The following is a 7131-nucleotide window of genomic DNA, read 5'->3' on the forward strand; positions in this document are numbered from 1 at the left end:
TAATTTCTGAATATTTACATTATTAAAAATAGTGGGGGTATGGCGATTGAAAAAGGTGCTATTAGGGATTGCGATGCTGCTATTATTTATAGCTGGGTGTAGCGGTGGAAATGCGGAGAAGACGCTAGGTATAACAGAAGAATCCATCAAAATTGGGGCATGGTTGCCGATGACAGGACCTGCAGCTGTTTATGGTAGTACCCAGCGCCAAGGGATTGAGGCTTATTTTGAAATGATCAATGAAGATGGAGGAGTAAACGGAAGGAAGATTGAATACATCACAGAAGATAGTGGCCGGGACCCACAGCAAACGGTTGCTGCTGCCCGGAAACTAATTGAACGAGACGAGGTCTTCGCTATTGTAGCTCCTTTTGGAACTGCACAAACAGAAGCAACTTTCTCATTCGTATTAGATGAAAAAAAGGTACCTTTGTTAAATGTCTATGGAGGACTAGAAAACTGGTATGATCCATCCCGTGAAAATCTTTATGGGGTGATGATTCCATACGAAGATCAAGCTCGTGCTCTTGGAAGATGGGCTGCTAAGGAAGGAGCTAAGAATATTCTTGTTATTCATAACGATCCGGCGGTATACGAAATAGTGGCTAATAATGTGGAACCAGGTGTAAAAACCGTCGAATCGAGTTTATCGGTAGATCTATTGCCGGTAAAATATGGTACGGCAGACTATGCTCCAATTGCCCTCGAAGTTATTAACCGGAAACCTGATGCTATTGTTATGATTCAACCGATTGAGGAATTAATTGCGTTGGCAAAGGCGTTGGATAACCAAAATTTCGAAGTTCCATTATACACATATTCACCTAATGCTTCACTAGATACATTGGAGTTAGGAGGAGGAGCCGTAGAGGGACTTCATGCTATGTCTTGGACTGTGCCACCTACAACTAATTCACCTGCTGTTAAGGAGTATAGAGAGGTTCTGAAAAAGCATGCTCCTGCTACAACACCTGATTTCCAATCTCTATTTACGTGGGCTGAGTCAAAAATCTTTGTTGAGGCTCTGAAAAAAATCGATGGAGCACCGACACGTGAAAAGTTAATTAGTGCTTTGGAATCTATTGAAAATTATGAGACAGATATTCTTCCTCCAGTATCCTTTTCATCTGACAATCATTTGGGTGTTAAAGAAATTCAGCCTGTTAAGGTTGAAAATGGAGAATGGAAAACGGTAGGGGGCTTTATCGATCCGGCGACAGATTGGTAGATAAACTAGAAAAGGGGTGAAGAAATACGATGCATGATTTACTCTCCGTAATTTTTTCAGGACTGGTAAGTGGATCTCTTTACGCACTACTTGGCCTTTCGATAGTTATCATTTTTAGGGCAACAGATGTTGTAAACTTTGCAATTGGAGATATAGCAACTATTGGAGTTTACGTTGCTTTATCCGTGATGGCATTGGGAGTTCCTGTAATATTGGCACTGCCTGTTACGTTCATTGTAGCTGGCATGATTGGAATCGGGGTAGAACGATTTATCATACGCCCGCTCGGGCCCGGCAGCATGTTTTCAGCATTGGTCATAACAATGGGGTTTGGGTTAGTACTTCAGGCGTTAATTGGGACTGTTTGGGGGTTTACCCCCCGGGCAATCCCTCCAATTATAGATGGTAGCTTTACGTTTTTAGGAGTGGCAATTACTTATCAAAAACTATTGGCTACTGGTCTAGCAATAGTTGCTATGTTGCTCGTTGCAACCTTATTTAACTGGACGCGTATAGGATTAGCAATGAGGGCTTCTGCTGAAGATCACTTTGCTGCCAAAATGGTAGGCATAAAAAGCAGTCGAGTAGCAAGTCTTGCATGGTTTTTAGGATGTGGCTTAGCTGGGTTAACAGCTTTCATTATGGCCGCTGAGACTTCCGTTAGTGTTACCTTGATGGCAATGGTTCTTTTCCGGGCCTTTGCAGGAGTTTTCTTGGGTGGCCTGAACAATATGATGGGTGCAGCAGCTGGCGGTATGATGATTGGGATTATGGATAATTTAGCTGGAAGTTATGTTTCAGCAAGTTTTCGGGACACGATGGTATTTGCCGTAATCGTCGCCATTCTATTTATTCGACCGAGCGGTATACTGGGGGCTAAGGGGGGAGCTAGGGTATGAACAGCCATAACATCTCCGCTCTAGGGCAAAATAGAAAACAAAAAAACACTCAGCTTAGTTTGATTGTTATTGTGGGGATAGCTTTAATAGTTATTCTTGGGCCAGCGGGTCTAGTGGGTTCTTATGTTAGCTACGTGATCAACCTTACACTCATATATGCAATTGGGACTATTTCAATCAGTATGTTGGCGAATTACTCTGGGATTTGGTCCATTGGACATACGGCATTCTTAGCCATCGGTGCTTACCTAGCAGCGAATTTGAGTGTTCGTGGTTTCTCAGTTGAACTAATTATTCTGATTAGTTTTGTGATTACGCTAATAATAGGGTTGATAATTGGTCTCAGCGCGGGACGATTTTCCATCCTTTACATGGCCATTTTAACTTTGGCACTTGGGTTGGTATCAAATGAGGTAATCGGACGATGGCACTCAGTAACCGGTGGGGATCAGGGTATCACGGTTGGTCCTGCTCGCTTGTTATTTTCTGAGGATCCAATTAGTGCTAATAATTACGTAGTGTTAACAACCGTATTGTTCACCTTGGTTTTCCTGCTAGTTACCATTATTACTAAAGGAACACTTGGACGCCGTTGGTTAGCTGTAAAAAGTCAGCGAATGGCATCCATGTCGATTGGATTAAAACCTTCTCTTGAAAACGCGTTAGCTTTTGGGTTAAGTGGTGCCATTACTTCTATAGCTGGAGTGTCTCTTGCTTACTCCACAATGTATATCAGTCCCGAAGCCTTTACAATAGCAATTGCTACAAACCTTATGCTCTGTACAGTAGTTGGAGGGGTGGGAAGTATTGGCGGTGCTATGTTAGGTGCAATGTTTCTGGTACTAGTACCTGAAGTAGCTCGAGAGGTGCAGGGAATTTCTGGGTATGTATTTGGTTTTGCAACCATTCTTGTATTGTTATTTTTGCCGGAAGGAATTGTACCAGGTATTTTAAAACGCCTAAAAAAGAGAAGTAAGACGATTCTGAAAAAAGAAGAACTTGTTGCTGCTACTTCGGAAAATGCACTAATAGAATTTCATGAAAGCGAACATCTTCATTCATTAGTGGAAGGATTCTTAAACCCAGCAACATCCAATTTGACGGTTTCAGATCTTAGCGTATCTTTTGGAGGTGTTCGTGCTCTAAATCATGTTAGTCTCGATGTTCCAGCTGGGAGTGTAGTAGGTCTGATTGGCCCAAATGGTGCAGGGAAAACTACTCTGTTAAATGTTTTGAGTGGGTATGTTAAACCTTCAAGTTTTGAAGGCCTGCGCTTTGGAAAAATCAATTTAGCACAGTTAGCGCCTTACCAGCGAGTACAGCATGGATTTGGCCGTACCTTTCAACATGCTGAACTATTTACAGAACTCACTATCGAAGAAAATATTATTCTAGCAGCCCAACAAAGCTATAAAGTACTAAATGGCAAAGGAAATAATAAAGAACCACTTAAGATTGCTGAAAAGTTAATTGATCAGCTTCGATTACGGCCATATGCAAATTCCTATCCAGCGGAGGTACCTTTTGGTGTCCAAAAGGTTACCGATATTGTTCGAGCTTTGGCTACTGGTGCACAAATCATTGTGATGGATGAACCATTTTCAGGACTAGATGCAGATGAACGCAAGGAGGTACGGTTAATCCTACAAGTAATGAAACAAGCTGGAGTCTCGATTTTAATTATTGACCATGTGGTACAGGAGGTACTGAGTATTGCCGATCAGATGGTGGTACTGGACTTTGGAAGTGTACTTGCAACAGGAACCCCTGATGAAATTAAAAACAATCCAAAAGTGCTGGAAGCTTATCTTGGTTCTGTACTACAAGATGGTAAGGAGGACTTAACCGATGATCACTAATATAGTAGCAAAGGAATTGTGCCTTGAAAATGTAACACACCGGTATGACGGAGTACTTGCTCTTCAAGATATTTCCCTAGAAATTGAAAGGGGTAGTTTTACAGCTATCCTAGGGCCAAATGGTGCAGGTAAATCTACACTTGCTCTCATCTTAGGTGGAATGCTTCGCCCAACGTCTGGTTCGGTCACTGTGAAACAACATAAGGGTAAACAATCAGGTGATGGATTCATCGGACTTGGAGTTGTTCTGGTTCCTGAAGGACGCCGATTATTTAATTCGATGACAGTGAAAGAAAACTTGCTTATTGGAGCCTATGGCTCCGGTCAATCCAAAGTCGAGATGATGAGAAGCTATGAGGATATACTAGAGTTTCTGCCAGAACTGAAACGCCATCTAAATAAACCTACTGGACTTTTAAGTGGTGGCGAGCAACAGATGGTTGCGGTTGCCCGGGCAATCATGGCCCGACCCGATACCATTATTTTGGATGAGCCATCTTTGGGATTGGCACCTAAAATGATTGAGAGAATATATGAAATTATCTCTGAGCTAAATAAACGGGCATTGACGGTAATCGTCATTGAGCAGATGGCTACCTATGCACTGCGGAATGCAAAAAACATGGTTGTACTTGAAGGTGGAAGTATTCGATATCATGGTTCTGTCACTATGACAGCTGCAAGTGAGGTCTTACAAGAGGGATACTTTGGAACAAAGTAACATCAAATGGGGGTGGGAGTGTGACAAAAATTGCTATTGTTACCGGTGCTGCCCGGGGAATGGGGAACGGGATAGCTATCCGGCTAATAGAAGAGGGGTACACTGTAGTTGCCGCAGATGTGGATAAAGTAGGCTTGGATCTTCTTGATGAGAAGGTCACAAGGAATGCTTTAATTAAAAAAGTAGGGGATATCGGAGATCCTCAATTTATTAAACAAATGGTAAGTGAGTTAGATTCATCTCAAATCGAACTACTAGTGAATAATGCTGGTGTCCGCTGGCCAACTACCGTTTTAGATGCTACCGATGAGGAATGGGAAACCACGATGAGGGTGAACCTAACGGCTCCATTTTATCTCACTAGGGAAGTCGGAAATGCATGGAAAGCTGCTGGTCGCGGGGGTTTAATTATTAATATTGCTTCTATTGCGGGTTTAATGGGCTTAAATAATCGAGCAAGTTATTGTGCTTCAAAAGGGGGGCTTATTGCTTTAACAAAAGCGGCAGCAATGGATCTTGCGCCAGCAGGGATCAGAGTGATTGCGATTTGTCCAGGTTTTGTTAACACTTCCATGACTGTTGAGAATGCTCAAGATTATGTAAGGGACTACGTTCCAATTGGGAAAAGTGGCAAGCCTAATGACATTGCCCAGGCAGTCGTGGATTTAATGCGTTGGGAAATCGCAACAGGAACCATCATTCCGTTAGATGGGGGATTAACTGCTGGGTTCCGCTGGTAATGCGCTAGAAACAGAGGAAAGGGGTTAGTGAATTTGACAGATGAACAAATGTTTCTTGAATATGATCTGATTGTCATCGGAGCAGGCATGGCAGGACTTTCTGCAGCCGGCCGTGCGGCAGATGCAGGCGCAAAAGTATTAGTGGTAGAAAAAGCGTCAGAGATTGGTGGTTCTGGACAACATGCAGGATTCCTTTGGACAGTTCCTGATGAACGGGTACTTAGAGGATGGGATGATGGAGACCCACATTTGGCTCGTGTTGTGTTGGAAAATTTTCCAGAAGGAACAGAATGGATGCGCAGCCGCGGAATGTTTCAGTCGGGACCGACACCTGTTCTTCATGGACTCGGTTATGCGTTGAATGTAACTGGGCATCTTCAGGATTGTACAAAAATGATTCGGAAGGCGGGTGGTCAAATTATCTTAGGTGCATTTGTTGAAGAGCTAATTTTAAGTCCTGAAGGGAGGGTAGAGGGAGCACGGATTCTCGATGATAACGAATTAATTGAGGTAAAAGCAGAATGGACTCTAATAGCTACAGGTGGTTTTCAGGCAAATCCTGCTCTCAGGGCAGAAAAAATCCACCCAAACGCGGCAGGTATTGCCCTGAGGTCTAATCCAAACAGTACTGGTGATGGAATCCGCTTAGGACTTCAGGCAGGATCAACATGGGCTGGTGAGAACCCAGGTTTTTATGGACATTTGATAAGTTCACCAGCCTGTCTTAATAACCCATCACTATTTACCCGACTCTCCCAATATCATAGTGACTATTCGCTCCTATTTAATGAGGAAGGAGTCCGGTTTACCGACGAGAGTCAAGGGGATTTCCGCAGTTCAAATGAGTTGGTGTTTCAGCCAAATGCACGTGGATTGCTTGTCTGGGACGAACATATCCAACAGGAACATGTCTTAAAGTCATTTGTCCATGGCGTTGAAGCGGAGGATAGGTTGCAGGTGGCTCTTCAACATGGGGCACTTGGGATAAAGGTAAAGGAGATTACAGAATTAAGTGACATTGCTGCCCAATGGGGATTTGATGGGAAGACAGTTGTGCAAAGCATCAAAGAATACAATGAAAGAGTTGTTTCATCCCCTGAAAAAATCAACCCTTCACGTGCTTATGATCTTCGGCCGTTGGACAAGGCACCCTATTATGCACTTGTTGTGGAACCAGCCATTACATTTACTCATGCTGGTCTTCGAATTGACGATCAGGCTAGAGCACTGAATTCAGAAGGGAAGCCGATTCCAGGACTTCTCGTTGCTGGAGCGGATACTGGAAATGTTTATAAACGTGGGTATGGCGGTGGGTTGGCAATGGCCCTCGGATTTGCCTTGCAAGCTGTAAAGACAGCAGGATGGATTGTACCAAAAGTAAGTAATGTGTAAAAGAAATTCATAAGCTTTTAATAGACTTCTATAGTTGTATAGTTAGTAAAAAAATTTATATAGAGGAGAGTGCAATATGTATAAGTTTATTGAATATCAAAAGGAAAATAACGTGGCGACACTTTGGTTGAATCGTCCAGAGAAAAAGAATTGCATCAACTGGGAGATGTTGAACGAAATGGCGGATGCCATCGGGGAGGCAGAAAATGATGATGAGGTATTAGCTCTAGTCGTACGAGGACGCGGGGGCACATTCTGTGCAGGGGCAGATTTAGATATGTTGGATGCTGAC

The 7131-nt window shown here is 43.1% G+C and carries 7 protein-coding genes; all 7 read left to right on the forward strand.

Annotation, left to right across the window (positions count from 1 at the left end; all coding sequences use genetic code 11):
* The first annotated feature begins 55 nt into the window (after positions 1-55).
* Positions 56-1228 (forward strand): ABC transporter substrate-binding protein, encoded by a 1173-nt coding sequence (locus tag ACIQXR_RS02900; protein ID WP_402869857.1) that lies wholly within the window; start codon positions 56-58, stop codon positions 1226-1228.
* Between the two features lie 29 nt (positions 1229-1257).
* The gene (locus ACIQXR_RS02905) at positions 1258-2127 is read left to right on the forward strand and encodes a branched-chain amino acid ABC transporter permease (protein ID WP_402868818.1); all 870 of its coding nucleotides are present in this window, start codon (positions 1258-1260) and stop codon (positions 2125-2127) included.
* Positions 2124-3986, forward strand: coding sequence for a branched-chain amino acid ABC transporter ATP-binding protein/permease (locus ACIQXR_RS02910; protein ID WP_402868816.1), 1863 nt, complete (start codon positions 2124-2126; stop codon positions 3984-3986). Before ACIQXR_RS02905 ends, ACIQXR_RS02910 begins: the two co-directional genes overlap by 4 nt.
* On the forward strand, positions 3976-4707 hold the full coding sequence (locus tag ACIQXR_RS02915; protein ID WP_402868813.1) for an ABC transporter ATP-binding protein: 732 nt from the start codon (positions 3976-3978) through the stop codon (positions 4705-4707). Before ACIQXR_RS02910 ends, ACIQXR_RS02915 begins: the two co-directional genes overlap by 11 nt.
* A gap of 20 nt (positions 4708-4727) precedes the next feature.
* Entirely contained in the window at positions 4728-5447 is a 720-nt protein-coding gene (locus ACIQXR_RS02920; protein WP_402868810.1) for an SDR family NAD(P)-dependent oxidoreductase, read from the forward strand.
* 33 nt (positions 5448-5480) lie between these two features.
* Entirely contained in the window at positions 5481-6839 is a 1359-nt protein-coding gene (locus tag ACIQXR_RS02925; RefSeq protein WP_402868808.1) for an FAD-dependent oxidoreductase, read from the forward strand.
* A 76-nt stretch (positions 6840-6915) separates the two neighbouring features.
* On the forward strand, positions 6916-7131 hold a 216-nt coding region (locus tag ACIQXR_RS02930), incomplete at its 3' end, for an enoyl-CoA hydratase/isomerase family protein (RefSeq protein ID WP_403079458.1).

The organism is Peribacillus sp. NPDC097224 (assembly GCF_044761985.1).
GTDB lineage: Bacteria > Bacillota > Bacilli > Bacillales > DSM-1321 > Peribacillus.

Bases quoted from the DNA above. Each gene is read 5' to 3' on its own strand.
- ACIQXR_RS02905 (WP_402868818.1), top strand. From the start codon at position 1,258: ATGCATGATTTACTCTCCGTAATTTTTTCAGGACTGGTAAGTGGATCT.
- ACIQXR_RS02910 (WP_402868816.1), top strand. From the start codon at position 2,124: ATGAACAGCCATAACATCTCCGCTCTAGGGCAAAATAGAAAACAAAAA.
- ACIQXR_RS02915 (WP_402868813.1), top strand. From the start codon at position 3,976: ATGATCACTAATATAGTAGCAAAGGAATTGTGCCTTGAAAATGTAACA.